A 23,753-nucleotide genomic window follows, 5' to 3' on the forward strand; every position below is an offset into this window, starting at 1 on the left:
GGGGCTTCCCGGCGTCGACCCTGCGTTCCATGAGCTCATTCCCCGAGGCCGCGCGACCCGATGCGCTGCCCGCCTTCACCCTTGAACCCGGCAAGCCGGTGCCGGCCGATCTGCGCGGCCGCGTGCTGGCGCTCGGCAATTTCGACGGCGTCCATCGCGGCCATGCCGAGCTCGCCCGCGTCGCCGGCGAGATGGCGGCGCGGCAGGGGACCAGCGCCGCGGCGCTGACATTCGAGCCGCATCCGCGGACGGTTTTCAGGCCGCAGCAGCCGGTGTTCCGGCTGACGCCGGAGCCGGTCAAGGTCGCGATCCTCGCCAGCCTCGGGCTCACGCCCAGCTTCGTCGTGCCGTTCGATCGCGCGGTCGCCGCCATTCCGGCCGAGGCCTTCGTCGATGACCTCCTGCTCGGCCAGCTCGGCGCCGCCGGCCTCGTCTGCGGCTATGACTTCCATTTCGGCAAGGGGCGCACAGGCTCGCCCGAGATGCTGCAGGCGCGCGCCGGCCATGCCGGCATTCCGGTCGTAGTCGTGCCGCCCTTCGCCTTCCAGGGCGAGCCGGTCTCCTCGACGCTGGTGCGCACGGCGCTCGAAGCCGGCGATGTCGGTCATGCCGCGGCGCTGCTCGGCCGGCCCTGGTTCGTGCGTGGCGAAGTCGCCCATGGCGACAAGCGCGGCCGGGATCTCGGCTATCCCACCGCCAACATGCATCTCAGCCATGATTGCCGCCTGCGCTTCGGCATCTATGCGGTTCGCATGAAGATCGACGGAGCCTGGCATAACGGTGTCGCCAGCTTCGGCAGCAGGCCGACCTTCGACGACGGCGCGCCCAGGCTCGAGACCTTCGTCTTCGACTTCTCCGGCGATCTCTACGGCAAGACCGTCGACGTCGCCTTCGTCGCCTTCCTGCGCGGCGAGGCGAAATTCGATAGGCTCGAGGCGCTGATCGTCCAGATGGATGCCGACAGCGCAAGCGCACGCGGCATCCTGGCGGCGACGCCGGCCTTCCTTCCATGACCGCGCTTTGCTAGAAGCCGCTGATGTCCGCTCTGCACCTCGTTTCGCCCCTGCGAATTACCGGCCCGGCTGCCGCCCTGCGCTGATAGCGCGGGCGCTTGCGCAGGCCGGGACGACGATCGCTTCCCCGTGACATCTCCAGGATGGGCGCCGCACCGCATGCCGAGCCGCCATCCGCACCGCCGAGCCGGATCATGACCGACAAGACCGCCGAGAAGCCCGAGACCACCGATTATTCGCAGACCCTGTTCCTGCCGCAGACGGAATTCCCGATGCGTGCCGGCCTGCCGCAGCGCGAGCCCGAATTGCTCGCCCGCTGGGCCAGGATGGACCTTTACCGCAAGCTGCGCGAGGCCGGGCAGGGCCGCGACCGCTTCGTCCTGCATGACGGCCCGCCCTATGCCAACGGCAACATCCATATCGGCCATGCGCTGAACAAGGTGCTGAAGGACCTGGTGACGCGCTCGCAGCAGATGCTCGGCTACGATTCCAACTATGTGCCGGGCTGGGACTGCCACGGCTTGCCGATCGAGTGGAAGATCGAGGAGCAGTACCGCGCCAAGGGCCTGAACAAGGACGACGTCGATGTCGTCGAATTCCGCAAGGAATGCCGCGTCTTCGCCGAGAAATGGGTCGACATCCAGCGCAACGAGTTCAAGCGGCTCGGCGTCGAGGGCGACTGGGACGATCCGTACCTGACCATGGCCTATGGCGCCGAGGCGCAGATCGCCCGCGAGATCATGAAGTTTGCCGAGAACGGCATGCTCTATCGTGGCTCCAAGCCGGTGATGTGGTCTGTCGTCGAGAAGACCGCCCTGGCCGAGGCCGAGGTCGAGTACGAGGAGCACACCAGCGATACGATCTTCGCGGCGTTCCCGGTGCTTGGCTCGGGGCCGCTCGCGGGAGCGTCGGTGCTGATCTGGACGACGACCCCCTGGACCATCCCCGGCAACCGCGCGATCTCGTTTCACAACAAGATCGCCTACGGCCTCTATCGGGTGACGGCCGCGCCGGAAGGCAACTGGGCCAAGGTCGGCGCGCGCTATGTGCTGGCCAAGAACCTCGCCGAAGCGCTGTTCAAGACCGCCAAGGTCGAGGCTTACGAGCTGGAGCGCGACGTCAGCGCTGCCGATCTCGGCGGTCTCGCGACCGCTCATCCGCTGCGCGGCCAGGGCTACGACTTCGACGTGCCGCTGCTCGACGGCGACCATGTCACCGACGATGCCGGTACCGGGTTCGTCCATACTGCGCCCGGCCATGGCCGCGAGGACTTCGACGTCTGGATGGCCAATGGCCGCATGCTCGCCGAGCGCGGCATCGAGACCCGCATTCCCTACACCGTCGACGCGGATGGCCGCTTCACCAAGGAGGCACCGGGGTTCGAGGGCGCGCAGGTCATCACCGACAAGGGCGAGAAGGGCAACGCCAACGAGGTGGTGATCAAGGCGCTCGCGGCGACCGGCAACCTCGTCTCGCGCGGCCGGCTCAAGCACCAGTATCCGCACAGCTGGCGCTCGAAGAAGCCGGTGATCTTCCGCAACACGCCGCAATGGTTCATCGCCATGGACAAGCCCTATGGTGATGCCGGCGATCCCGATCCGGCGGCGCCGGCCCCGACCGCCGGCGGCAATGCCGACACGCTGCGCAACCGTGCGCTCAGGGCGATCAGGGAGACGCAATGGGTCCCCGCCGCCGGCGAGAACCGCATCAACGGCATGATCGCCAACCGGCCCGACTGGGTGGTCTCCCGCCAGCGTGCCTGGGGCGTGCCGATCACCGTCTTCGTCGACAAGGAGAGCAAGGAGATCCTAGTCGACGACAAGGTCAACGCCGCGATCGCCGAGGCCTTCGAGCAGGAGGGCGCCGACGCCTGGTTCACCGACACCGACGGTGCGCGCTTCCTGAAGCCCTATGGCTACGATCCGGCGAAGTACGAGCGCGTCGTCGACGTGCTCGATGTCTGGTTCGATTCAGGCTCGACCCATGCCTTCACTTTGGAGAAGCGCGCCGATCTCAAGACCCATCGCGTCGTCGATGGCGGCCGCGACAAGGTGATGTATCTCGAAGGCTCGGACCAGCATCGCGGCTGGTTCCATTCAAGCCTGCTCGAAAGCTGCGGCACGCGCGGCCGGGCCCCCTACGACGTGGTCCTGACCCACGGCTTCTGTCTCGACGAGAAGGGCGAGAAGATGTCGAAGTCGAAGGGCAACGTCACCGCCCCGCAGGACGTGATCAAGGACAGCGGCGCCGACATCCTGCGCCTCTGGGTCGCGGCGGCCGACTATTCGGACGATCTGCGCATCGGCAAGGAGATCCTGAAGACCTTCGTCGAGACCTATCGCAAGCTGCGCAACACCATGCGCTGGATGCTCGGCACGCTGGCGCATTTCGACGAGGCGATCCGCGTCTCCGATCCGGCCTCGATGCCGGAGCTGGAGCGGCTGATGCTGCACCGTCTCGCCGAGCTCGGGCCGCAGGTCGAGGAGGCCTACCGGACCTACGATTACAAGAAGGTCGTGACGCTGCTCTCGCAGTTCATGAACACCGAGCTCTCGGCTTTCTATTTCGACGTCCGCAAGGACGCGCTCTATTGCGATCCGCGCTCCAGCCATGTCCGCAGGAGCGCGCTCACCGTCGTCGACCATCTCTTCCGCTGCCTGACGACCTGGCTCGCGCCGATCCTGGTCTTCACCGCGGAGGAAGCCTGGCTCGACCGCTATCCGCAGGTGAAGGACGGCGATGGCTCGGTGCATCTCGAGCTCTTCGCCGAGGCGGATGATGCCTGGCTCGATCCGGAGCTGGCCGAGCGCTGGGCCAAGGTTCGCCGCGTGCGCCGCGTCGTCACCGGTGCGCTGGAGCTGGAGCGCGCCGGCAAGCGTATCGGTTCCTCGCTGGAGGCCGCTCCTGTCGTCCACATCGCCGATCCCGATCTACGCGTGGCTCTGAGCGGGCTCGATCTCGCCGAGATCTGCATCACCTCCGGTGCGACGATCGCCGACGGGGAGGGGCCGGCCGAGGCTTTCCGCCTGCCGGACGTCCCCGGCGTCTCGGTGGTGCCGTCGCGCGCTTCGGGCATTAAATGCGCCCGCTCCTGGAAGTATTTCGATCCGGCGACGGCCGAGCCCGGCTTCCCTGAGGTGACGCCGCGCGACGCCAAGGCGCTGCGCGAGCTCGGGCGCGCCGCGTGACGGCTGCGATGACGCCGCTGCGCCGTCTCGGCGCCCTGATCGTCGGGCTCACCTTCGTGCTCGACCAGGCGCTGAAGCTCTGGCTGCTCTTCGGCCTCCGCTTGGCCGAGGAGGGGCCGTTCCAGCTCGCCTCCTTCCTGGAGATCGTGCTCGCCTGGAACCGCGGCATCTCCTACGGCCTGTTCCAGCAATCGACCGATATCGGCCGCTGGGCGCTGGTGGTGCTCTCCATCGTCGCGGCGATCTGGCTCTGGCGCTGGATGTGGCGCAGCGACGACAGGCTGACGGTGGTGAGCCTTGCGCTGATCATCGGCGGGGCGCTCGGCAACGGGCTCGACCGCATGGTCTACGGCGCCGTCGTCGACTTCGTGCATGTCCATGTCGGCAGCTTCAGCTGGTACATCTTCAACATCGCCGACGCGGCGATCGTCTTCGGCGTGCTCGGCCTCCTGTGGGAATCGCTGAGGCCGGGGGCGGGGCGTTCCAAGGCGGCTTGAGGCGTCCTAGTGGCGCTGGCAAACAGGCCGGCCACAGCTCATTTACGGCAATCTGGCAAAAGGGCTCCCGATTTTGCGGGATATGGGTTAAAAGGCCCGCCATGCTTTCGCCGTGTCGCTCAGGCAAGACGCGGCAGGTATCGGTATGGAGAGGTGAGATGGCTTATCGGATCCGCGCTTCGCGCATGCTGCTTGCCGGCGGCCTGCTGCTGGCGACGACCCCTGCTTTCGCCCAGGAGGGCATGCTCTTCAAGAACCTGGTCGATGGCATGGGCCTGTTCGGCCGCGACAAGGCGGATATCGAGTACAAGCAGCGCGCTCCGCTGGTTGTGCCGCCGTCCTCCACCTTGCCGAAGCCGCAGGAGGCCGGCGCCAACCGTAGCGCCGCCTGGCCGGACGATCCGGACGTCGCCCGCCGCAAGGCCGAGCGCGACAGCTCCAACATCCTGTTCTCGACCACCGAGGCCTACCGCGCCAACACCAGGCCGCTGATGTCGCAGGAGGAACTGCGCCGCGGCCGCGTCGCAGGTCGTGCCAACGGGCCCGAAGGTATCGTTCCCGACCACAACACCGGCAACAATCAGATCGAGCCGATCCGTATCGGCCGCGACATGGCGGCACGTCAGGCGCAGACCGATACCTCGAACCTCGCCTACGGCACCGAGCCGGCTCGGCGCTTCCTGCACGAGCCGCCGACCGGCTATCGCCGCCCGGCCGCGACGGCCGCGCTCGGCCCCGGTCAGACCGGTCCGCGCGAGGACAAGCAGGCTGTCGGCCAGCGCGAGTTCCTCGTCGGCCAGAAGGTCTACGAGAACCAATAGGCTGCATGCCATTGTCTTGCGCTGCGTTGGTTTTCTGCCGCAGCCGGACTATCTAGAGCACGAGCCCCCGTTCCGGCTCGGGTCCATGCGGGCCCGAGCCGCTTCGTTTCTGGACCTCGCGATCTGCAGGAGCTTTTCAAGGTCATGACGGTGCACACCGCTCCCGCCAACACAGCCAGCCAGATCGACTCCTACAGGCTCGCCAACGGGCTCCAGATCGTGGTCGCGCCCGACCACCGCGCCCCTGTCGTCACCCACATGGTCTGGTACCGCAACGGTTCCGGCGACGATCCGGCCGCCAAGTCGGGCATCGCCCATTTCCTCGAACACCTGATGTTCAAGGGTACGGCGAAATGGCCGGCCGGCGAGTTCTCGAAGATCGTCGCGAGCTATGGCGGCCAGGAGAACGCCTTCACCTCCTATGACTACACCGCCTATTTCCAGCGCGTGCCGAAGGAGCACCTGCGCGCGATGATGGACTACGAGGCCGACCGGATGACCGGCCTCGCCTTCGACGAGAGCGTGGTTGCGCCGGAGCGCGATGTGGTGCTGGAAGAGCGGCGCATGCGCGTCGACGCCGACCCCGCCGCCCAGCTCGGCGAGGAGTTCTCCAGCGCGCTCTATGTCCACCATCCCTACGGGACGCCGATCATCGGCTGGGAGCACGAGATCGAGGGGCTCTCGCGCGACGACGCCTTCGCCTATTACCAGCGCTTCTATACGCCGGAGAACGCCATCCTGGTCGTCGCCGGCGATGTCGAGCCTGCCGAGGTCCTGCGTCTCGCCCAGGAGACCTATGGCGTGATCCCGGCCCGCGGTGAGGCGCCTGCCCGCAAGCGTCCGGCCGAGCCCGAACCGCGTGCCGCCCGCCGCGTCGCCCTCAACGATCCGCGCGTGCAGCAGCCCTCGCTGCGCCGCGCCTGGCTGGCTCCGACCTATGTCTCGCCGCAGCGTGACGAAGCCTTCGCGCTCGAACTCGCAGCCGAGATTCTCGGCGGGGGTACGACCTCGCGGCTCTATCGCAAGCTCTGCGTCGAGCAGGAACTCGCCGCCGGTGCCGGCGCTTATTTCATGGGCTCGATGGTCGACCGCTCTGCCTTCCAGCTCTCGGTCAGCCCGCGTCCGGGTGTCGAGATGGCGGCGCTCGAAGCCGGGCTCGATGCGGCGCTCGCCGCTTTCATCGCGGAAGGGCCGACCGAGCTGGAGCTCGCCCGCGCCCGCACCCGCCTCGTGGCCGAAACCGTCTTCGCACGCGACAGCCAGTCCTCGCTCGCCCGCATCTTCGGCTCGGCGCTCGCCGTGGGCGAGAGCGTCGAGGACGTGCTGCTCTGGCCGCAGCGCATCGAGGCCGTGACGCGCGAGCAGGTAATGGAGGCGGTTCGGCGCTATCTTCGCCCCGATCGCTCGGTCACAGGCCTGCTCCTGCCGGCCGCCGCCTGATATCGCGCTCAAAGCCATTATAGGCGGGCTCTGGTCCGCCGCCGAGGATTGCCGATGACCGTTTCGCTCGCTCCCGCCACTGCCACTCCCGGTCCCTCGCTCGCCGTCCAGCGCGTCACCGCCGCTTGCGGTGTCGAGGCCTGGCTGGTCGAGGAGCACAGCCTGCCGCTGCTAGCCCTGGATTTCGCCTTCGACGGCGGCGCCAACCGCGATCCGGCCAATGCCGCCGGCAGTGCCAACCTCATCTCCGGCCTGCTCGATGAGGGCGCCGGCGATCTCGATGCCGAGGCCTTCCAGGGCCGGCTGGCCGACCACGCCATCAACCTCTCCTTCGATGCCCGCCGCGACGACTTCCACGGCCAGCTTCAGACGTTGTCGCAGCATCGCGAGACCGCCTTCGAATTGCTCGGCCTTGCGCTCAATGCGCCGCGCTTCGACGCCGATGCGGTCGCGCGGGTCAAGGCGCAGGTGATCGCCGGCCTGCAGCGCCAGGCGCAGAACCCGGATGTGATGTGCCGCAACGCTCTCTTCGCCGCCGCCTTTCCCGGCCATCCCTATGGCCGGCCGGAGCGCGGCGATGTCACCAGCGTAGGTGGCATCGAGCCCGCGGCGCTGAAGGCGCTGACGCAGGGCCTCTTCACCCGCGGCGGTCTCAAGGTCGTCGCGGTCGGCGACATCACCGCGAGCGAGCTGGCTTCGCGGCTCGACGCTCTCTTCGGTTCTCTGCCGGCCGGGGCGCCGCGTGTCGAGCCGGCAGCCCCCTTGCCGGTCGCAGGGCTCGGCCAGACCCGTGTCGTCGATCTCGACGTGCCGCAGACCGTGTTGCGCTTCGTCGGCCCCGGCCTGATGTGGGACGATCCGGATTTCATCGCTGCGACCGTGCTGAACCATATCCTCGGCGGCTCGGCCTTCACCTCGCGCCTGTTCATGGAAGTCCGCGAGAAGCGCGGCCTCGCCTATGGCGTCTCCTCCAGCCTGATGCCGCTGCGCCAGACCGGCTTCCTCGTCGGCGGCACCTCGACCCGCAACGACCGCGTCGCCGAATCGATGAGCGTGATCCGCGAGGAGATCGCCAAGCTCGTGACCGAAGGCCCGAGCGAGCACGAGGTCGAGGAGGCCAAGCGCTATCTGATCGGCTCCTATTCGCTGCGCTTCGACACCTCGCCGAAGATCGCCGGCGAACTGCTCGGCCTTGCGATCCGCGGCGAGCAGCCGGACTTCGTCGAGACCCGCAACCAGCGCTTCGCGGCGGTGACGCTGGCCGATGTCCGGCGCGTCGCCCAGCGCCTGTTCGGCGAGGGCAAGCTGCTCGTCCAGGCCGTCGGCCGGCCGGTGGGGCTGGTCTGACGCTCCCGGCCGAGGAGCTCTCATGAGCATTCGCCGTCTCGATCCCGTCCTGGTCGATCGCATCGCCGCCGGCGAGGTGATCGAGCGGCCGGCCGCGGCGGTGAAGGAGCTGGTCGAGAACGCGATCGATGCCGGTGCTGCCAGCATCGCCGTCACCATTCGGGCCGGCGGGCGCGAGTTGATCCGCGTCGTCGACGACGGCATCGGCATGAGCCCGGACGATCTTGCCCTCTGCGTCGAGCGCCACGCCACCTCCAAGCTCCCCGATGGCGACCTTTTCGCCATCCGCTCGCTCGGCTTTCGCGGTGAGGCGCTGCCCTCGATCGGCTCGGTGGCGCGGCTGTCGATCACCACGCGCCAGCGCGATGCGACGCAGGGCTGCGCCCTCGTGGTCGAGGCCGGCGCCAAGGGCGCGGTCAGGCCGGCGGCGGCAGCGCCCGGCACCCGGATCGAGGTCAGCGACCTCTTCATCTTCACCCCGGCCCGCCTGAAATTCCTGAAGAGCGACCGCGCGGAGGCGCAGGCCGTCTCCGACATGCTGCGGCGGCTCGCCATCGCCCATCCCGAGGTGCGCTTCTCGCTCGAGGGCGAGCATGCCGGCGCCTTCGACTGGCCAGCCGAGCCGATCGGTTCGGATGGCCATCTGCGCCGCCTCGGCCGCGCGCTGGGCCGCGATTTCCCGGAGAACGCCCTGCCGGTCGAGACCGAGCGCGAAGGCGTCCGGCTCTCCGGCTTTGCCGGCCTGCCGACCTTCCATCGCGGCACCTCGGCCGGCGTCCACATGGCGGTCAACGGCCGGCCGGTGCGCGACAAGCTACTGCTCTCGGCGGTGCGCGGCGCCTATGCCGACGTCGTACCCTCCGACCGGCACCCGGTGCTCTATCTCGACGTGCTCTGCGATCCCGCCGTCGTCGACGTCAACGTCCACCCGGCCAAGAGCGAGGTTCGCTTCCGTGATCCGGCGCTGGTGCGCGGCCTCGTCGTGTCGAGCCTCAAGGCGGCCTTGGCAGGCGCCGGCCACCGCGCCACCACCACCGGCGGCGCCCGCACGCTCGACGCCTTCCGCGCGGTGTTCTCGGGCGGCGGCTTCGGCAATGCCGGGCCGGCCACGATCCAGCGCCCGAACTTCGGCAGCATCGCTGACTGGCGCAGCCCTGAGTCAGCCATGCCAGCTCAGTCGATGCAGGCCGGCTTCGCCGATCTCGCCATGCCTTCGGCCGATGCGCGCGCCCATCTCGCCGAGCCGCCGCAGGACGCGCTCGACCGGCCTTTAGGGGCGGCCCGCGCCCAGGTCCACGGCACCTATATCGTCGCGCAGACCCGCGACGGCATGGTGATCGTCGACCAGCACGCAGCGCATGAGCGGCTGGTCTATGAGCGGCTCAAGGCCGAGCGCGCGAAGAGCGGCATCGCCCGACAGCCCATGCTCCTGCCCGAGGTGGTCGAGCTCGACCCCGTCGACGCCGACCGGCTGAACGCCGCGGCTTCGGACCTCGCCTCGCTCGGCCTGGTCATCGAGAGCTTCGGCCTAGGGGCTGTGCTGGTGCGCGAGGCGCCGGCCGCGATCGCAGGCGGCGATCTCCAGGGCATCGTCCGCGATGTCGCCGACGCGCTCGCGGAGCATGGTGATGCCGGTTCGCTGGAACGCAGGCTTGACCATGTCCTGGCGACGATGGCGTGCCACAACTCGGTCCGCGCCGGCCGCCGCCTGCGGCCGGAGGAGATGGACGCGCTCTTGCGCGAGATGGAGGCGACGCCGAATTCCGGCCAGTGCAATCACGGCCGCCCGACCTATGTCGAACTGAAGCTCAGCGATATCGAGAAGCTGTTCGGGAGACGGTAACGGAAAGCGCTCCCGTCGTTGCGAGGAGCGTCAGCGACGAAGCAATCCAGGACGACATGGAGCGCTGCCGCCCCTGGATTGCTTCGCTACGCTCGCAACGACGGCTATTGATGCTTTGAATTGTCGAAGCCGAAGGTCGAGCACGCGCGAACCCGCTGTCTACATCATGGCGAGCCAGCGCAACGGTACGCTCTATGTCGGTGCAATTGCGAACCTTACTGAACGCGTCTGGCAGCATAGAGAGGCATTATTGGCAGGCTTCACCAAACGATACGGCTGCAAGCTCCTCGTCTGGTATGAACGCCACGAGCGAATGGAAGATGCCATCGGCCGCGAGAAGCAGATCAAGGGCGGTTCGCGCGCCAGAAAGCTTGCGCTGATCGAGACGATGAATCCGAGTTGGCGCGATCTGTATGAGGATTTGGCGGGCTGACGCCCCCCGTCATTGCGAGCGAAGCGAAGCAATCCAGGGGGGCTTGCCGCAGTGCCTTGCCGTCCCTGGATTGCTTCGTCGCTGCGCTCCTCGCAATGACGAAGAGGCTCAGCTTGCCCTCAAAAACCGCACCTGCGTCTCGCCATAGTCGCGCCGGTCGAGCTCCTCGAACCCTTCCGGCAGAGCGATCTGCGCGTCCGCCGCTTCCTCCAGCAGCACCAGCGCATCCTTTGCCAGCCAGCCGCCGTCGCGCGCCGAGGCGAGCGCCTTTTCGCCCAGGCCCTTGCGATAGGGCGGGTCGCAGAAGACGAGGTCGAACGGCGCCATGCCGGTGATCGGGCCGAGCCTGGTCGCGTCGCGGCGGAAGATGCGGCTATAGCCGGCGAGCCCGAGCGCCATCTGGTTCTCGCGGATCAGCCCGCGCGCCTCGGCCCCGTCATCGACCAGAAGCGCGAAGGCGGCGCCGCGCGACAGCGCCTCGAACGCCATCGCGCCGGTGCCGGCGAAGAGGTCGAGCACGCGCGCCCCGTCGGCCGCATCGCCATGGCCATGCGCCAGCACGTTGAACAGCGATTCCCGCAGACGGTCCGAGGTCGGCCGGATCGCGCCGATGCCCGGCTTCGGGCTGGCGAGAGACCGGCCGCCGAAGCGGCCCCCGACGATGCGCATCAGGCGGTCTCTTGCATTGTGGGCATGATGTAACCCGAAAACCGGGTCCCGCTTTTCGGCATCATGCCCGCCTCAGCCGCGACGGTCACGCCCGCCGCCAGAGCGCGGCGGACCGGAACGTGGCGGACCGGAGCGCGGTGGGCGCTTGTCGCCACCAGGGCGCGGGCCGCGTCCGCCCGGACGATCGCCGCTTGGCCGCTCACCGGTCGGCTTGCCGCGGAACGGCCGAGCAGGGCGTTCGTCGGAACCAGCGCCAGCACCTGGCGGGCGCTTGCCGCGCGGCGGTTTGTCGGCCCAGTCGCCGCTGCCGCGCCAGGGTGATTCACCGCCGCGGTCGCGGCCGAAGCTCTCCTCGCGTGGCGCACGGCTCGGCCGCTCGCTGCGTGGTGCGCGCGCCGGCCTGTCCTCGCGCGGCTCGTCGCTGGGCTTGGCGCTGATGCGCTCGACCTTGACGCGCCGGCCCTTCGGATCGGCGATCGCCTTGTCGCGCACACGCGTGACGGTGCCGGTAGCCTCGCGCGCCTGCCGTTCTTCCTTCGGATCGGCGCCGCGGCGCGGTGGCGCCTTGCGCTCGCGTTGCGGCTCGGCCTCGACATCGCGCCAGACGCCGCGGGTCCACGGCTTGTCGCCACGCAGCGGGCGGGCCTCCTCCGCCTGCTCCTCGCGCGGACGGCGGCGTGGCCGGTCGTCGCCGGCAGGCGCTGGCCGGCCGCGGGCAGGTCTCTCGTCCGCTCGGTGCTCGTCGCGCCGCGGCGAGTCGAAATCGACGCCGGCCTTGGCCATCAGCTCGGTGCCGAGCTGGTCCTTGAGCACTTTGGAGCGGACCTCCTCGGCCTCGCCCTCCGGCAGGTCGCCGAGCTGGAACGGGCCGAAGGAGACCCGGATCAGCCGGTTCACCTGCAGGCCGAGATGCTCCAGCACCGTCTTGACCTCGCGGTTCTTGCCCTCGCGCAGGTCGACGGTCAGCCAGGTGTTCGAGCCCTGCTCGCGCTCGAACTGCGCGATGACCGGGCCGTACTGGACGCCGTCGATGGTGACGCCGCCTTTCAATGTGTCGAGCTGGCCCTGGTTGACCTGGCCGAAGGCGCGCACGCGATAGCGCCGGAGCCAGCCGGTCTCGGGCAGCTCCAGCATCCGCGCCAGCCCGCCGTCATTGGTGAGCAACAGCAGGCCTTCCGTGTTGATGTCGAGCCGGCCGACGGAGAGCACGCGCGGCAGGTCCTCCGGCAGCGCGTCGAACACGGTCGGGCGCCCCTCCGGATCATGGTTGGTCGTCACCAGGCCGCGCGGCTTGTGGTAGAACCAGAGCCGCGTGCGCTCACGCGCCGGCAAGGGCTCGCCATCGACCAGCACGACGTCGTTCGGGCCGACATCGAGCGCCGGGCTCTCGATCACCCTGCCGTTGACGCTGACGCGGCCTTCCGCGATCAGCGCCTCGCTGTCGCGGCGCGAGGCGACACCGGCGCGAGCCATCACCTTGGCGATGCGCTCCGGCTCCTGCGGCGCAGCCGGAACCGATACGGCCTCGGCGATCTCGGCGGCGTTGCGATGCGCCCGGTCGGGACGAGTGCGCGTCGGGTTGCTGCCGCGCGGGGTGTCGAAGCGCTTGCCGCCGCCGAAGCTGCGGCCCTCGCCACGTTCCTCGCGACGCGGCGGCCGGGCAGTGCGCGGACCGTCGCTGCTGCGCTCGCGCGGCGGCCGGTGCTCTTCACCGTCACGCGAGCGGAAGGGACGTTCGCCGCCGTCGCGCGGTGGGCGCGAGGGTGCGCCGTCGCGGGAGGGGCGTGCCGCACGACGCTCGTCATCACCACGTCCACGGAAGGGACGGTCTCCATCGCGCGGTGGGCGCGACGGGGCGCCGTCGCGGGAAGGACGTCCGAAGCCACCGGGCCTGTCACCACCGGTCCTGTCGCGACTTGGCCGGTCGCCATCCCGGGGCGGCCTGCTGGCGCGGCGCTCGTCGCTGCCACGGTCGCGGAATGGCCGCTCGCCACCCTCGCGCGGCGGCCGCTCGCCGCTCGGGCGCTCGCGGAATGGCTTCTTCTCGAAGCGGCGCGCAGGGCGCTCGCTATCGCTACGGCGCTCGGCGCCTTCGGCCGGTGCGCGCCGGGGGCGCTCCTCGCCATCGCGCGAACGGAAGGGCGGCTTCCCGCCGCGCGCGGGCGGACGGCCACCGGAGCCACCGCGTCCAGGACCGCCATCGCGCCCGCCGCCGCGGCCGCCGGCGCCGCCGCCCTTGCGCGGGCCGCGGCTTTTCTGGTTGTTGTCGTCGCTCATGGTGGCTCCTGAAGCCGGATCATCGCGGACCGGGTTGCGAAGCGATCCGGGACGGCAGCGGCTCTTGAATCTGGTATTAGCCGGCGCTTGTAGCAGGCGACTTCGCCCGCTGCGAGCGGCAATGATGGGGTTCGATGGGATCGATCGACGCAAAGCGGATCGAGACGCCGATGGCGCTGGCGCTCGCCGAGGCGCGCGCCGCGGCGGAGCGCGGCGAGGTACCGGTGGGGGCGGTGATCGTCCGTGGCGGTGAGGTGCTGGCGAGCGCCGGCAACCGCACACTCGAGCTGAAGGATCCGACCGCCCATGCCGAGACATTGGCGATCCGGCTGGCCTGCGACGCCATCCAGTCGGAACGGCTGATCGACTGCGATCTCTATGTCACGCTGGAGCCCTGCCCGATGTGCGCGGCGGCGATTTCCTTCGCCCGGATCAGGCGGCTCTATTTCGCAGCGTCCGATCCTAAGGGCGGGGCGGTCGAGAACGGCGTCAGGCTCTATCGCAGCCCGAGCTGCCATCACGCGCCCGAGGTCTATGGCGGCCTGAGCGAGCGCGAGGCGGCTGCGCTGCTGCGCGATTTCTTCCGCGAGAGGCGCTAGCATTTGCGAATGAAGTAATAGACCGATTTTCTATAGAAAATATGCTATCAAGATTGTGTATATTTTTCGACGTAAGGGCCAAGAGCGCCTAGTCCGATCGATCTAGCTCCAATGGGGTAAGGGCGCTTCGAGTTGATCGACCGAGGCGTTGCTGGCGCTTTTCGCCATGTTTTTGCCTTGTATCATTCGTACGTCGCCGCTGCACTGCTCAGCCAGACCAAGGAATGGTGGCTTGAGCCTTCCATTCTCCAAAGTCGGTAAATCTCCATTATGCGTAAAGTTGCGTTGGCTGCGCTGTCCGCGGCCTGCTGGTCCGTGTCTCCCTCCTTAGCCGCCGATACCCATCTCGCGATGATCTCGTTCCAGCCCCAGGTGAAGGGGCTCGGCTGCCTGAAGCCGGAAACCCTCGGCATGATCAAGGAACTCACCGCCAAGATCGGCCCGATCCAGATCACCTCGACCTGCGGCGGCCGCCACGCCCGCAACTCCCAGCACTATCGCGGCAATGCCATCGACTTCCGTCCTCTCGCCACCTCGCCACGGAATGCCGCAGCCGTTGCCAAGAAGATCGAGAGCGTCGGCGGCGTCGGCTCCTATTCGAACGGTCTCGTACACGTCGATGTCGGCGACCGCGAAATCGCCTGGTATGGCCACAAGCGCAGCCGCCGCCTGGCCTATGCCGGGCGCGGGCGTTGAGTTCAGCTCAGAGCAAGGTCCGGACGACCAGATAGCCGCCCAGCGCCAATAGCCCGGCGAAGAAGCAGAGCTTGAAGGTCGCGGCCGAGATCCGCTGGCGGATCGCCTGGCCGAACCACATCCCGGCCAGCGCCGGCAGCAGCGCCAGCAGCGAGGCGCCAGCGACCTTCAGGTCGAGCGCTCCGGCGCCGACCAGCCCGAAGGACAGCGCGATCGTCGAGACGATGAAGGAGAGGCCGAGCGCCTGCACCAGTTCGTCCTTGTCGAAGCCGAGCGCCTGCAGATAGGGCACGGCGGGCAGCACGAAGACGCCGGTCGCCGCGGTGGCGGCGCCGGTGATGACGCCGACCAGCGGGCCGAGCCAGATCTCGGTCTTTTCGGGCACGCGCAGCTTGGCCGCCTTCAGCCCGACCAGCGCATAGAGCACCAGCGCGATGCCGAGCCAGAGCGTCGCCGAGCCGTCCTTGGCCTTCTCCAGCAGCCCGGCTCCGGCCCAGGTGCCGACACAGGTTCCGGCCAGCATCGGCCAGAGACGGATGGCGATGGCCTTGAGCCTTGGCCCGGCGAGCTGCCAGCTATTGGTGACGAGGTTGGGGATGACCAGCAGCGCCGCCGCCTGCGCCGGCGCCATCACCACGCCGAGCACGCCGACTGCGATCGTCGGGAGGCCGAGCCCGATCACGCCCTTGACGAAGCCTGCGAGCACGAAGGTCGCGGCGACGAAGGTGAGGAGCGTCGTCTGGTCCATGATCCTGCCAGTCCCGATTGCGATGCCGTGACTTCTGGCAGTCCTGACCCCGGCTGTCGCTTTTCGATACTACGGTCCCCGCCGTAGCGTCCTTGCTTGCCTCAGCGGGCACGGACGTCATCATGGCAGCCACAATGGAGGCGTCGAGCCATGGCCATGCACGGACCCTATCTCGCCGAGATCGCCCATCTGATGGGGGATCCCGCCCGCGCCAACATGCTGCATGCGCTGATGGATGGCCGCGCGCTGACGGCGAAGGAGCTCGCCTTCCTGGCAGGCGTCGCGCCGCAGACTGCGAGCGGTCATCTCGCCAAGCTGATGCAGGGCGGCCTGCTCGATGTCGCCGCGCAGGGCCGCCATCGCTACTACCGTCTGGCCGGGCCGGAGGTCGCGACCGCATTGGAAGGGCTGATGGTGCTCTCCGGCGGCCAGGCGAATGGCAGGCGGTTGCCCTCGCGCATCAGTGCCGACCTCGCCCGTGCCCGTACCTGCTATGATCATTTCGCCGGCCGCCTGGGCATCGCGATCCATGATGCGCTTTTGGCGGGCGGCCATCTCACCGTCGCCGATGGCGGCTACGGGCTGACCCGTTCCGGCGTCGCGCTCTTCGCCGGGCTGGGGATCGATCCGGCGACGGCGAGCAAAGGCAGGCGGGCGGCGCTGCGCCCGTGTCTCGACTGGAGCGAGCGCCGCCCGCATCTCGCCGGCTCGCTCGCGGCGGCCTTGGCCTGCCGCTGCCTTGAGACGGGCTGGGTAATGCGGATCAAGGATAGCCGCGCGGTGGTCCTGACGGAGAAGGGGCGTGCGGCGCTGGAGGCCGGCTTGCCGGGCTTCTGCTGCGACGAGCCCGAGGCGGTCACGCCGCCCGTTCGAGCGCCTCTGAAAGCCTCCGCTTGACCTCGTCCTTCGCCGGCTGGGCGGCGTCGAGGATCGCCTGCCAGCGGAAGAAATCGAGTCCGCCGAAGCCCTCGCCACCGGCGCGGATCAGGATGTCCGGCGGCTGGCGCTCGATCATGCGCTGGACCAGTGCCCGCGTCAGGATCTGCGAAACGCCGACCATAGCTTCCAGCGGCTCGGGCACGCGGCTGTCGCTGACCGTCGCGGGTGCGCTGGTGTCGACCGCGAGGACGAGGCGCCCCGGTCCGAGCAGGCGGTCATAGGGCAGGGGATTGATCGCGCCGCCATCGATCAGAACGCGGCCGCCGATCGTCACCGGCTTGACCAGGCCGGGGATCGCCAGCGAGGCGGCGACAGCCGGCGTCAGCGGGCCGCTGCCGAGCATGACCTCGTCATGCAGATGATAGTCGGTCGCGACGCTGAGGAAAGGGATCCCGAGCTCCTCGAAGCGATCGGGCACGGCCTGCGGCCAGAACAGGTCGAGCAGGCGCTCGCCATCGATCAGCACGGGGTTGCCGAGGCCGCCGCGCCAGAGATCGGCGATCTTGCCGATGCGTGCTTCGAGCAGCCTGGCGATCACCCGGGCCCGGTCGCGGAAGCTTGCCTCGACATGGGCACGCAGGTCGCGGCCGGAGAGGCCGGCGGCATAGGCCGCGCCGACGATCGCCCCCATCGACGAGCCGGCGATCAGCGCCGGCTTCAGACCAAGCTCATCGAGGGCCTCCAGCACCGGGATATGGCTGAGCCCGCGCGCGCCGCCCGAGCCGAGCACGAGGACGAGCTCGGGCTTCGAAGAGACCTTGTTCGTCGCTGGCAGGGCTGAGGTCATGGCGAAAGGCGATCCGCTTCTACCCTTTCATAGTCATCCCGGGCGACCGAAGGGAGACCCGGGATCCATTCCGGAACCTATATTGGTGAGGCTCAGGCATGGATCCCGGATCTCCGCTTCGCTGCGTCCGGGATGACCAGCATGTTTATGGAAGCGGTTGCACCAGGAAAGGTATCACCTTTGCCAGCGTGTCCTGCGGATTCTCCTCCGGCAGGAAGTGGCCGCTGGCGATTGCCTGCCCCTCTGCCTGCGGCGCGAAGGTCTCGTGCCAGATGTCGAGCGGGCTTGCGCCCTTGGCCGGGATGCCGGCCTCGCCCCAGAGCACCAGCACCGGGCAGAGGATCTTTTTGCCCGCGCCGAGATCGGCCTTGTCGTGCGCGAGATCGGTCGTCGCACCGGCGCGATAATCCTCGCAGGCGGCGTGGATACGCGATGGGTCGTTGAAGGAGTCGGCATAGGCGGCCATGGCCAGCGGGTGAAAGGCCTCGATCTTCTTGGCTCGCGTCCAGCTCGCGATCGTGTGGTCGAGCCAGCCGGCGGGGTCGGCCTGGATCAGCTTCTCCGGCACAGGCTCGGGCTGGGCCAGGAAGGTCCAGTGATAGACCTGCATGGCGCGCGCCGCGTCCATGCCTTCCCACATCGAGACGGTCGGCAGGATGTCGAGCAGGACGAGCCGCTCGACCCGGCCGGGATGGTCGAGCGCCAGGCGGTAGGCGACGCGGGCGCCGCGATCATGGCCGATCACGGCGAAGCGGTTGAAGCCGAGCGCGCTCATGACGGCGACGATATCCTCGCCCATGCCGCGCTTGCTGTAGAGCGCCTTGCCGCCATCGCCATGCGGTGCCGCCGACCAGCCATAGCCGCGCAGATCCGGGCAGACGACGGTATGAGTCTTGGCCAGTTCGCCCGCCATCTCGTGCCATTCGGCATGGGTCTGCGGGAAGCCGTGGATCAGCACCACCGGCGGCCCCTCGCCGCCGACACGGGCGAAGATCTTGCCGACCGGCCCGTCGATCCAGCGCGCCTCGAATCCGGGGAAAAGGCTGTCGATATTGGTCATGGCCGCAACTCCTGTGATGCTACGGCCGCGACGAGGTCGGTCCGGCCGAAGTACTCGCCCTTGTAGAGCAGAGGTGCGTTCAAGGATTTGGCAAGAGCATAGGAGAAGCAGTCGCCGAGGTTGAGCTTTGCGGGGTGGCGGCCCTTGCCGAAGCGAGCGAAAGCTTCGGCTGCGAGGACGGCTTGCTTCTGGTCCAGCGGGGCGGCCTCGATGCCAAGATCTTCGAGCAATCTTAGATGCAAGGCGACTGGAGCATTGGCGTTGCGGCTCGTGGAAACCATGAAGCTCTCAAAGAAGGTCACCATCGAGCAGAAGTTGGCGGCACTGGCGTTGAGCGCGGCTAGCAGCCTGTCTCGTTCAGGCTCGTTGCGAAGGATGGCGATGATCGCCGAGCTGTCGACTACGATCGGCGAGCTGATCACGAGGGAACGCCGTTCTCATCATAGCCAATGATTTCGTCATCGGTCAGATGCTCGTTGATCCTTGGATAGGAGCGGATTTCAGCGAGCGTTCGCTCCAGCTTCTCCATGTCGATCCGTCCCTTGCGTGGGGGCAGCTCAGCGAGCTCGCGCTCCGCCGCTGTCTTGACCGCATCGGTGATCGTCCTACCGGTGCGCGCGGCAAGTTCGCGCACGATACGGTCGGTTTCGGGATCCTTGATCAGGATGGCCATGGCATCCTCGTATATATATCGATCGTATCTCGATATATATACGAAGCGGCGGTCGCTTTGTCAGCCTTCGCGCTCGCGCTTGACCGCCTGCCAGCCGATGTCGCGCCGGCAGAAGCCACCCGGCCAATCGATCAGGTCGACGGCCGCATAGGCCTTCGCCTGCGCCTCGCTGACGCTTTTGCCGAGCGCCACGATGTTCAGCACGCGCCCGCCATTGGCGACGATATCGCCGTCCTTCGCCTGCGTGCCGGCATGGAAGACCAGCACGTCCTTCTCGGCGGCGGCCTTGTCGATGCCCTTGATCACGCTGCCCTTCTCCGGTGTGCCGGGATAGCCTTTCGCCGCCATCACCACCGTCAGCGCTACCTCGTCGGACCAGCGCAGGTCTACGGCGTTGAGCACGCCGTCGCGCGCGGCGAGCAGGGCAGGCACGATGTCGCTCTTCAGGCGCGGCATCAGCACCTCGCATTCGGGATCGCCGAAGCGGGTGTTGTATTCGATCAGCTTCGGGCCATCGGCGGTGATCATCAGCCCGGCATAGAGAATGCCTTTGAAGGGCGTGCCGCGCTGGTTCATGCCCATCAGCGTAGGCTGGATGATCTCGGCCATGACCTGCTGCTCCAATGCCTTGGTCATGACCGGAGCCGGCGAATAGGCGCCCATGCCGCCGGTGTTCGGGCCGGTGTCGCCGTCGCCGACGCGCTTGTGGTCCTGGGCCGAGGCGAGCGGCAGCGCATGTGTGCCGTCGCAGAGCGCGAAGAAGCTGGCTTCCTCGCCGATCATCCATTCCTCGATCACCACCTCGGCTCCCGCCGCGCCAAGCCCGCCCGAGAACATCATCGCGAGCGCCTCATTGGCCTGCTCGACGGTCTCGGCCATGACCACGCCCTTGCCGGCGGCGAGTCCGTCGGCCTTGATCACCAGCGGCGCGCCGGTCTTGGCGACGTAGGCCCTGGCAGCGGCTTCGTCGGTGAAGCGGGCGAAACCGGCGGTCGGAATCCCGAATTCGGCGCAGAGTTCCTTGGTGAAGGCCTTCGAGCCTTCGAGCTGCGCGGCCGCCTTCGACGGACCGAAGGTCTTGATCCCGGCGGCTTCGAGATCGTCGGTGATGCCTTCGACCAGTGGGCCTTCCGGCCCGACCACGACGAGGCCGACGCCCATCAGCTTGCAGAAATCGGCAACAGCGCGGTGGTCGGCGATATCCAGCACGACATTCTCGCCGCATTGGCCGGTGCCGGGATTGCCCGGCGCGATGAAGAGCTTGTCGCAGAGCGGCGAGGATGAGATCGCCCAGGCCAGGGCATGCTCGCGCCCGCCGGACCCGATCAGAAGAATGTTCATCGCATCTCTCCGCTTGCTCGAAGGCGCAATAGCTGCCGCGGGCTGGCGGAGCAACGCTTCTGCTGGCGTCGTCGTGTCGTTAAATACGATCCATGGACAACGAATCGCCTCCGCCCGCCGGCAACGCCCCCGAATGGTCGGTTTCCGACCTCTCCGGAGCGCTCAAGCGCACGCTGGAGGACGCCTTCGGTTTCGTGCGCGTCCGCGGCGAAATCTCCGGCTACCGCGGGCCGGTCGGCTCCGGCCATGTCTATTTCTCGCTGAAGGATGCCAACGCCAAGATCGACGCGGTGATCTGGAAGGGCGTCTTCGGCCGGCTGAAGACCAAGCCCCAGGAAGGGCTCGAGGTCATCGCCACCGGCAAGATCACCACCTTCGCCGGCAAATCGAGCTACCAGATCATCATCGATTCCCTGGAGCCGGCCGGCATCGGCGCGCTGATGGCGCTGCTGGAGGAGCGTCGCAAGAAGCTCGCCGCCGAGGGCCTGTTCGATCCCGGCCGCAAGCAGCTCATCCCGTTCCTGCCGCGCGTGGTCGGCGTCGTCACCTCGCCGACCGGCGCCGTCATCCGTGACATCCTGCACCGGCTGGAGGAACGTTTTCCACGTCAGGTCCTGGTCTGGCCGGTCCGCGTCCAGGGCGAGAGCAGCGCGGCCGAGGTCGCGAATGCGATCGCCGGCTTCAACGCGCTGCCGGAAGGCGGCCGGATTCCACGTCCGGATGTGATCATCGTCGCGCGCGGTGGCGGCTCGCTCGAGGACCTGATGGGCTTCAACGAGGAGGTGGTGGTCCGCGCCGCCGCGGCCTCGCTGATCCCGCTGGTCTCGGCGGTCGGCCACGAGACCGACGTCACCCTGATCGACCATGCCGCCGATCTGCGCAGCCCCACGCCGACCGGCGCGGCCGAGAAGGTCGTGCCGGTGCGGGCCGAGCTGCTGGCGCAGGTGACCGATCTCTCGCGCCGCCTTTCCGGCGCGACGCTGCGCCTCTCCGAGCGCCGCCGCAACGACCTGCGCGCGCTCGCCCGCGCGCTGCCGACGCCCGAGACCCTGCTGGCGGCGCCGCGCCAGCGGCTCGATCTCGCAGCTACGCGGCTCGGTCCGGCCCTGGCGCGCAATGCCCGCGCCTATGAACAGCGCCTGGCGCAGCTCGATCGGCGCCTGCATGCGCAATCGCCGGCGGCACGGCTTGCCACCCATGCGGCCCGGCTCGATGGGCTCGGCAAGCGGCTCGCGGCGGCGCGCGGCGCGCTTCTTCGTACCGAGCGCGACCGTATCGCCCGCGCCGGCGATCGGCTCGATGCCGTCGCTGCGCGCGCGGTCGCAGCTTTCACCGGCCAGGTTCAGCGCCGCCGCGACCGGCTGGAGAGCGTCTGGGCGCTCGCCGCCTCGCTCGGGCCGCAGGCGGTGCTGGCGCGCGGTTATGCGCTGGTGCGCGACGAGGGCGGCAATCTGCTGCGCAGCGCCACGGCAGCGCGGCCGGGATTGGCCCTTCAGGTCACGCTCGCCGACGGCAGCTTCGGCGCGATTGTGCCGGGCGGGGCTTCTCCGCCGCAGGTGCCGCGACAGGCCGCGCGCAAGGCGGTCGGCGGGAGCGGGCAGGGCGATCTGTTCTGACATTCCGAAAACCGGTCATTCACCACCAATTTGGATGAACCGCGTCCCGTTCAGATAGCGTTCAGCTAGCGCTGGCTAATCGCTGCCTGATAGCGGTTGGGGGAATGGTCCTTGATGCTCGCCGGTTTCCGGATACGCCTTGCTTGTGCCTTTGCCATGCTTGCGCCTCTGGGCCTGCAGGCTCAGCAGGCAAACGCGACCGAGTTCGTCTGCAGGCCGTCGACTCTCACACGCGATGCCGCTGATCTCGCTTCCGCCTGGAAGGGGGGTAGCGCTCCCCTGCGCATTCTCGCCATCGGCTCGTCCTCGACTGAAGGAATCGGCGCCAGCGGCAAGGACAAGACCTATCCGGCCCGACTCGGCTCGCTGCTGCGCGAAGGGCTCGGAGGCCGCTCCATCGAGATGGTCAATGCCGGCATCGGTGGTGAAACCGCGCCGCAGACGCTTCTGCGCCTGAAGGCTGCGCTGGTGGACGGCCGCTACGATCTGGTGATCTGGCAGGTCGGCACGAACGACGCGGTGAACGGCGGCGACCTCGGCACCTTCCGCAATCTCGTGGCGGATGGCATCGCCGCCGCCAAGCAGGCCCGGACCCGGCTCGTCATCCTTGATCCGCAGTTCTATCCGGGCATCAAGGAGACGGCGCGTTATCGCGCCTATGTCGACGCCATCGCCGACGTCGCTAGGACGCAGGCGGTTCCGGTGCTGTCGCGCTACCAGGCGATGCTGAGCTGGTATCAGCGCGACGCGGAGGGCTTCATGGCGGCGCTCGCCGGCGACCGTTTCCATATGAGCGATGCCGGCTATGGCTGCCTCGCGCAGGACATCGCCCGCTCACTCCTGGGCGACAAGCCGGCTGTGACGCTGACGGCCTCGGCACGCTGAGCTTTGATAAGGCCGCTGCTCGCCGGCCCGCTTCACTTGCCCATCAGGAAGGCCTTCACGCGCCTGATCGCATCGTCGCGCGCGGCCGGGTCGGTGCCCACCGTGACCTTGCCGGTTCCGGAGGCCGAATAGGCAACGCCTTCCTTCTCGCGCTTGTCCAGGCGCGGATGGTCGAAATCATGCACCGCGCCGGGATAGAGCACGAGCTCGACCGGTTCGCCACGGGCGCGGGCGGCCTTGGCGAGGAAGTCGCAAGGGGCAGGCGGCGTCCAGTCGTCGGCGTCCCCCATCAGGATCAGGGTCGGCAGCCTGGCCTCGAAGCTCCCCGACTCCGATTGCAACCGGCAGCCGGGATAGAAGGCGACGGCGCGGGCGAAATCCGGCTGGCGGTCGGCCGGCCGGCGGTCCTTTCGAATTGCAGCCAGAATGGTGGAGCCACCGCCCGACCAGCCGAGCAGCGCGATTGCATCGCGGCGGACATCGGGACGGTCCTGCAGCCAGCGCCGTGCCGCCATCGCATCGCCGACGCGTTCGCGGCTGGCGCGGATGGTGACGTCCTTGACGCCGCATTGCGAACCGAGCCCGCGCGACCCGTAGCTGTCCGGCATCAGGACGATGAGCCCGGTCCCGGCAAGGCGCTCGCCCCAGTCGCTATGCCGCATCGAAAGCTTGTCGGGCTCGCGCCAGAGACCGCCGCACCCATGCAATGCGACGACGGCAGGGAACGGTCCCGGGCCTGTGGGCCGAAACATCACACCGTCGAGCTGGTAATCGTCATGCGGGATGCGGACGCGTTCATAGCCGCCCGCCATCGCGGCTTCCGCGAGCAGGGAAACAAGACCAATCGCCAGCAAGGTGGCGCGGGTCAGGCTGGACATCAT

The 23,753-nt window shown here is 68.4% G+C and carries 22 protein-coding genes; 13 read left to right on the forward strand and 9 right to left on the reverse strand.

The genetic code is table 11. The features are described from left to right. Nucleotides 1-29: 29 nt before the first annotated feature. From V7S63_RS14205 to V7S63_RS14240, 8 genes are all read left to right on the forward strand, one after another. Nucleotides 30-1,013 carry a bifunctional riboflavin kinase/FAD synthetase gene (locus tag V7S63_RS14205; RefSeq protein ID WP_336530696.1) on the forward strand — a complete coding sequence of 328 codons (984 nt, stop codon included), beginning with the start codon at nt 30-32 and terminating at the stop codon, nt 1,011-1,013. A gap of 194 nt (nt 1,014-1,207) precedes the next feature. Further along, entirely contained in the window at nt 1,208-4,201 is a 2,994-nt protein-coding gene (gene ileS / locus V7S63_RS14210) for an isoleucine--tRNA ligase (RefSeq protein ID WP_336530697.1), read from the forward strand. Nucleotides 4,202-4,209: 8 nt separating this feature from the next. Beyond that, complete coding sequence (gene lspA / locus V7S63_RS14215) at nt 4,210-4,698, forward strand: signal peptidase II (protein WP_100963152.1); 489 nt, start codon at nt 4,210-4,212, stop codon at nt 4,696-4,698. A 158-nt stretch (nt 4,699-4,856) separates the two neighbouring features. Further along, nucleotides 4,857-5,519, forward strand: a complete 663-nt coding sequence (locus V7S63_RS14220) for a hypothetical protein (protein ID WP_336530698.1) — start codon at nt 4,857-4,859, stop codon at nt 5,517-5,519. Nucleotides 5,520-5,663: 144 nt separating this feature from the next. Continuing rightward, the gene (locus tag V7S63_RS14225) at nt 5,664-6,959 is read left to right on the forward strand and encodes a M16 family metallopeptidase (protein WP_091831921.1); all 1,296 of its coding nucleotides are present in this window, start codon (nt 5,664-5,666) and stop codon (nt 6,957-6,959) included. A 54-nt stretch (nt 6,960-7,013) separates the two neighbouring features. Next, entirely contained in the window at nt 7,014-8,306 is a 1,293-nt protein-coding gene (locus tag V7S63_RS14230) for a M16 family metallopeptidase (RefSeq protein ID WP_336530699.1), read from the forward strand. Nucleotides 8,307-8,328: 22 nt separating this feature from the next. Then, nucleotides 8,329-10,149, forward strand: coding sequence for a DNA mismatch repair endonuclease MutL (mutL, locus tag V7S63_RS14235; RefSeq protein ID WP_336530700.1), 1,821 nt, complete (start codon nt 8,329-8,331; stop codon nt 10,147-10,149). Between the two features lie 166 nt (nt 10,150-10,315). Then, complete coding sequence (locus V7S63_RS14240; protein ID WP_336530701.1) at nt 10,316-10,582, forward strand: GIY-YIG nuclease family protein; 267 nt, start codon at nt 10,316-10,318, stop codon at nt 10,580-10,582. 108 nt (nt 10,583-10,690) lie between these two features. Here the strand turns inward: V7S63_RS14240 and rsmD are convergent, their stop codons facing one another. Further along, nucleotides 10,691-11,251 carry a 16S rRNA (guanine(966)-N(2))-methyltransferase RsmD gene (gene rsmD, locus V7S63_RS14245; protein WP_336530702.1) on the reverse strand — a complete coding sequence of 187 codons (561 nt, stop codon included), beginning with the start codon at nt 11,249-11,251 and terminating at the stop codon, nt 10,691-10,693. Nucleotides 11,252-11,323: 72 nt separating this feature from the next. After that, the gene (locus tag V7S63_RS14250; RefSeq protein WP_336530703.1) at nt 11,324-13,528 is read right to left on the reverse strand and encodes a pseudouridine synthase; all 2,205 of its coding nucleotides are present in this window, start codon (nt 13,526-13,528) and stop codon (nt 11,324-11,326) included. A gap of 170 nt (nt 13,529-13,698) precedes the next feature. Here V7S63_RS14250 and V7S63_RS14255 point away from each other — a divergent pair, with 170 nt between their 5' ends. Both V7S63_RS14255 and V7S63_RS14260 read left to right on the forward strand, forming a co-directional pair. Next, complete coding sequence (locus tag V7S63_RS14255) at nt 13,699-14,127, forward strand: nucleoside deaminase (RefSeq protein WP_442896475.1); 429 nt, start codon at nt 13,699-13,701, stop codon at nt 14,125-14,127. Between the two features lie 315 nt (nt 14,128-14,442). Continuing rightward, a complete protein-coding gene (locus tag V7S63_RS14260) occupies nt 14,443-14,823 on the forward strand; it encodes a hypothetical protein (protein ID WP_336530705.1) in 381 nt (126 codons plus the stop codon). 7 nt (nt 14,824-14,830) lie between these two features. Here V7S63_RS14260 and V7S63_RS14265 read toward each other — a convergent pair whose 3' ends face one another. Further along, nucleotides 14,831-15,571, reverse strand: coding sequence for a sulfite exporter TauE/SafE family protein (locus tag V7S63_RS14265; RefSeq protein ID WP_336530706.1), 741 nt, complete (start codon nt 15,569-15,571; stop codon nt 14,831-14,833). Nucleotides 15,572-15,721: 150 nt separating this feature from the next. Between V7S63_RS14265 and V7S63_RS14270 the strand changes: the two genes are divergently transcribed. Next, nucleotides 15,722-16,468, forward strand: coding sequence for an ArsR/SmtB family transcription factor (locus V7S63_RS14270; protein WP_336530707.1), 747 nt, complete (start codon nt 15,722-15,724; stop codon nt 16,466-16,468). Here V7S63_RS14270 and V7S63_RS14275 read toward each other — a convergent pair. The 5 genes from V7S63_RS14275 to purD all read right to left on the reverse strand — a co-directional run bounded on the left by V7S63_RS14275 (nt 16,428) and on the right by purD (nt 20,371). Continuing rightward, nucleotides 16,428-17,297 carry a patatin-like phospholipase family protein gene (locus V7S63_RS14275; protein ID WP_336530708.1) on the reverse strand — a complete coding sequence of 290 codons (870 nt, stop codon included), beginning with the start codon at nt 17,295-17,297 and terminating at the stop codon, nt 16,428-16,430. The two genes, V7S63_RS14270 and V7S63_RS14275, sit on opposite strands and share 41 nt — an antisense overlap. Before the next feature lie 145 nt (nt 17,298-17,442). After that, nucleotides 17,443-18,357, reverse strand: a complete 915-nt coding sequence (locus tag V7S63_RS14280; RefSeq protein WP_336530709.1) for an alpha/beta fold hydrolase — start codon at nt 18,355-18,357, stop codon at nt 17,443-17,445. Beyond that, nucleotides 18,354-18,779, reverse strand: a complete 426-nt coding sequence (locus V7S63_RS14285; RefSeq protein ID WP_336530710.1) for a type II toxin-antitoxin system VapC family toxin — start codon at nt 18,777-18,779, stop codon at nt 18,354-18,356. The genes V7S63_RS14280 and V7S63_RS14285 overlap by 4 nt, the downstream gene beginning before the upstream one ends. Beyond that, nucleotides 18,776-19,030 (reverse strand): type II toxin-antitoxin system VapB family antitoxin, encoded by a 255-nt coding sequence (locus V7S63_RS14290; protein ID WP_091831901.1) that lies wholly within the window; start codon nt 19,028-19,030, stop codon nt 18,776-18,778. Before V7S63_RS14290 ends, V7S63_RS14285 begins: the two co-directional genes overlap by 4 nt. Nucleotides 19,031-19,090: 60 nt before the next feature. Further along, entirely contained in the window at nt 19,091-20,371 is a 1,281-nt protein-coding gene (gene purD, locus V7S63_RS14295; protein ID WP_336530711.1) for a phosphoribosylamine--glycine ligase, read from the reverse strand. Between the two features lie 92 nt (nt 20,372-20,463). Here purD and xseA point away from each other — a divergent pair, with 92 nt between their 5' ends. Then, nucleotides 20,464-21,987: an exodeoxyribonuclease VII large subunit gene (gene xseA / locus V7S63_RS14300; protein WP_336530712.1), complete on the forward strand. Its 1,524-nt coding sequence runs from the start codon at nt 20,464-20,466 to the stop codon at nt 21,985-21,987. A 156-nt stretch (nt 21,988-22,143) separates the two neighbouring features. Further along, complete coding sequence (locus tag V7S63_RS14305; protein ID WP_167561574.1) at nt 22,144-22,872, forward strand: SGNH/GDSL hydrolase family protein; 729 nt, start codon at nt 22,144-22,146, stop codon at nt 22,870-22,872. 32 nt (nt 22,873-22,904) lie between these two features. Here V7S63_RS14305 and V7S63_RS14310 read toward each other — a convergent pair whose 3' ends face one another. Further along, entirely contained in the window at nt 22,905-23,750 is an 846-nt protein-coding gene (locus tag V7S63_RS14310) for a dienelactone hydrolase family protein (protein ID WP_091832449.1), read from the reverse strand. Nucleotides 23,751-23,753 lie beyond the last annotated feature (3 nt).

Source organism: Allobosea sp. CCNWLY174, from assembly GCF_037120455.1.
Lineage (GTDB): Bacteria > Pseudomonadota > Alphaproteobacteria > Rhizobiales > Beijerinckiaceae > Allobosea > Allobosea lupini.

Excerpts from the sequence above, each read along its gene's own strand:
- lspA (WP_100963152.1), top strand. The coding sequence starts at position 4,210 with ATGACGCCGCTGCGCCGTCTCGGCGCCCTGATCGTCGGGCTCACCTTC.
- purD (WP_336530711.1), bottom strand. The coding sequence starts at position 20,371 with ATGAACATTCTTCTGATCGGGTCCGGCGGGCGCGAGCATGCCCTGGCC.
- V7S63_RS14265 (WP_336530706.1), bottom strand. The coding sequence starts at position 15,571 with ATGGACCAGACGACGCTCCTCACCTTCGTCGCCGCGACCTTCGTGCTC.
- V7S63_RS14220 (WP_336530698.1), top strand. The coding sequence starts at position 4,857 with ATGGCTTATCGGATCCGCGCTTCGCGCATGCTGCTTGCCGGCGGCCTG.
- ileS (WP_336530697.1), top strand. The coding sequence starts at position 1,208 with ATGACCGACAAGACCGCCGAGAAGCCCGAGACCACCGATTATTCGCAG.
- V7S63_RS14230 (WP_336530699.1), top strand. The coding sequence starts at position 7,014 with ATGACCGTTTCGCTCGCTCCCGCCACTGCCACTCCCGGTCCCTCGCTC.
- mutL (WP_336530700.1), top strand. The coding sequence starts at position 8,329 with ATGAGCATTCGCCGTCTCGATCCCGTCCTGGTCGATCGCATCGCCGCC.
- V7S63_RS14280 (WP_336530709.1), bottom strand. The coding sequence starts at position 18,357 with ATGACCAATATCGACAGCCTTTTCCCCGGATTCGAGGCGCGCTGGATC.
- V7S63_RS14250 (WP_336530703.1), bottom strand. The coding sequence starts at position 13,528 with ATGAGCGACGACAACAACCAGAAAAGCCGCGGCCCGCGCAAGGGCGGC.
- V7S63_RS14225 (WP_091831921.1), top strand. The coding sequence starts at position 5,664 with ATGACGGTGCACACCGCTCCCGCCAACACAGCCAGCCAGATCGACTCC.
- V7S63_RS14270 (WP_336530707.1), top strand. The coding sequence starts at position 15,722 with ATGGCCATGCACGGACCCTATCTCGCCGAGATCGCCCATCTGATGGGG.
- V7S63_RS14240 (WP_336530701.1), top strand. The coding sequence starts at position 10,316 with ATGGCGAGCCAGCGCAACGGTACGCTCTATGTCGGTGCAATTGCGAAC.
- V7S63_RS14305 (WP_167561574.1), top strand. The coding sequence starts at position 22,144 with ATGCTTGCGCCTCTGGGCCTGCAGGCTCAGCAGGCAAACGCGACCGAG.
- V7S63_RS14255 (WP_442896475.1), top strand. The coding sequence starts at position 13,699 with ATGGCGCTGGCGCTCGCCGAGGCGCGCGCCGCGGCGGAGCGCGGCGAG.
- xseA (WP_336530712.1), top strand. The coding sequence starts at position 20,464 with ATGGACAACGAATCGCCTCCGCCCGCCGGCAACGCCCCCGAATGGTCG.
- V7S63_RS14205 (WP_336530696.1), top strand. The coding sequence starts at position 30 with ATGAGCTCATTCCCCGAGGCCGCGCGACCCGATGCGCTGCCCGCCTTC.
- V7S63_RS14275 (WP_336530708.1), bottom strand. The coding sequence starts at position 17,297 with ATGACCTCAGCCCTGCCAGCGACGAACAAGGTCTCTTCGAAGCCCGAG.
- V7S63_RS14310 (WP_091832449.1), bottom strand. The coding sequence starts at position 23,750 with ATGTCCAGCCTGACCCGCGCCACCTTGCTGGCGATTGGTCTTGTTTCC.
- rsmD (WP_336530702.1), bottom strand. The coding sequence starts at position 11,251 with ATGCGCATCGTCGGGGGCCGCTTCGGCGGCCGGTCTCTCGCCAGCCCG.
- V7S63_RS14290 (WP_091831901.1), bottom strand. The coding sequence starts at position 19,030 with ATGGCCATCCTGATCAAGGATCCCGAAACCGACCGTATCGTGCGCGAA.